This window comes from Nocardia sp. NPDC004722 (assembly GCF_053601505.1).
In genome coordinates this window covers 1-1,882 of record NZ_JBSGBY010000988.1, presented here as the reverse complement: position 1 = coordinate 1,882, position 1,882 = coordinate 1, and the positions used below count along the sequence as shown (strand labels likewise).

General features: G+C 68.0%; 2 protein-coding genes and 1 pseudogene. 1 reads left to right on the top strand and 2 read right to left on the bottom strand.

Annotated elements, in window-relative coordinates; translation table 11 throughout:
• Positions 1 to 551 (top strand): TetR/AcrR family transcriptional regulator (locus tag ACWELQ_RS44930; protein ID WP_452403061.1); only part of this gene is annotated, 551 nt, incomplete at its 5' end.
• On the opposite strand, the gene ACWELQ_RS44925 is transcribed toward ACWELQ_RS44930, so the two are convergent.
• Together ACWELQ_RS44925 and ACWELQ_RS44920 are read right to left on the bottom strand one after the other, a co-directional pair.
• Positions 492 to 1,223 carry a TMEM165/GDT1 family protein gene (locus ACWELQ_RS44925; RefSeq protein ID WP_452403060.1) on the bottom strand — a complete coding sequence of 244 codons (732 nt, stop codon included), beginning with the start codon at positions 1,221 to 1,223 and terminating at the stop codon, positions 492 to 494. The genes ACWELQ_RS44930 and ACWELQ_RS44925 overlap by 60 nt on opposite strands.
• Positions 1,224 to 1,518: 295 nt before the next feature.
• Positions 1,519 to 1,794, bottom strand: a pseudogene (locus ACWELQ_RS44920) (peptidase); the annotation flags it as partial.
• Positions 1,795 to 1,882 lie beyond the last annotated feature (88 nt).

Genomic DNA, 1,882 nt, shown 5'->3' with positions numbered 1-1,882 from the left:
CCATGGCCGAGGCGATGACCGAGAACGGCTATGTCGGGACCCCGGTGGCCGCGGTCATCAAGCGCGCGGGCGTCTCCCGTGAGACCTTCTACGAGCAGTTCCGTTCCAAGGAGGACTGTTTCGAGGCCGCCTACGAGCGCGCGGTGGAACTCATGCTGACCGGCGTGCTGGCCGCCACGGGCGCGGAATTCGACGGTGAGACCCGCACCGAGCGGATGGGCCGCCTGCTCGGCGCGTACCTGGACGCGCTCGCGGGCCAGCCCGCTTATGCCCGGCTGTTTCTGGTGGAGGTCTACGCGGTCGGCACCGAGGCCATCGCCCGGCGCACCCAGATGCAGGAGACCTTCGTGGCGATGGTCGCCGACGTGCTGGGCGCGGAGACCGAATCCCAGCGCTTCGCCTGCCAGACCCTGGTGGCGGCGCTGTCGTCCATGGTCACCGCGCGCATCGCGGTCGGCGATCTGGACGGTCTGCGGGAATTGCGCGCGCCGCTACTGAACCTCGTGCGGCGCAGCGGAGAACTGTTCGGCGATCCGGTGCTCGACGTCTGAGGGTGTCGCGCCGCGGCGGCGCAGGACCAGCAGCACCGCACCCGCGAGGGCGGGCAGCGCCAGTGCCGCCACCGCGGCGACCGGGGTGCCCAGTCCATGGGCGAACGCTTCCAGCAGTGTCAGCGCGCCGAAGTACAGGAACAGCAGTCCCGAGCAGACGGCGATGATGCGTTCCGGAATGTGCTTGCCGATGGTGACGCCGATCAGGATGGCCAGCCCGCCGGCGGCCACCATGCCCGCCACCGAGCCGATCCACACCGCGACCCAGCCGTTCTTGGTGGCCAGGGCCATGGTGGCGAACATGGTCCGGTCGCCGAGTTCGGCGAGCAGGAAGGCGGACACGACCACCAGGAAGGCATTGCGGGACTTGGGTTCCGCCGCGACCTCGGCGTCGTCGCCGCCCGCGTGCAGGGTTTCGCGCAGCGTCCACAGGCCCACGCCGATCAGGGTGGCGGCCGCGAAGAGGGAGATGACACCGGTCGGCAGCGCCGCACCCAGGAAGTGGCCGACGCCGACGGCGATGAGGTTGACCAGAATGCTCGCGACCGTGATGCCGGTCAGCACCACCCACCAGCGGTAGCGCAGTGCGAAGGTCAAGGCCATGAGTTGCGATTTATCGCCCAGTTCGGCGAGGAAGAGCACGCCGAAGCTCAGCAATATCGTGGCGATCATGAAGGTCAGCTCCCAGGTTTCCGGCCTGTCGGCTGAATGCGGGGGCGCTTCAGCCGACACCGCACCGGTCAATCGGTTTGGTTTGTTCTCGGCCGAAGGTCTCGCCCACCGGAAGAGTTCCGGTTCACGCGCCGGATCCGGAAAAGGATCAGTATGTCGACGGCGTGATTGGGGGCTACTCCCCTTCGCTCGCCGCCACTCTACTCCGGCAAACCGGGCGCTTGCAAACCGCTGTTGTCGAAATCGCAATGCGCGCAATAAGTTTGGCGACGCTGCCGGAAGGTTTCGGGAACCCTTACGCGGCCAGCAGCATGGCCAGAACCGCGGTGTCGGGATCGCTGATCGGATCCACCCCGACCCGCGAAACCATCGAGGTCACCGTCCCGTCGCTATCGGTTTCCACCCAAGCCGCCCGATGTTCGAGTCCCAGATGCGGAAGTCCCGGCAACAGCAGACAGCCGGACGCCGCGCCCGTGCACTCGGGCAGCGAGGGCCGCGTCTCGCGCGGCGGATGCAACATGATCAACGCGGGCGGCACACGCGCGGCAAACATGCCCGGCCGCAAGCCCTCCGCGGTACCGAGCACGGTGTCGTGACGCCGACCTGCACGCGTTCGCGCACGCGGATGTGCCGTTCGAGCGGTTGGTCGAGGTGCTCAA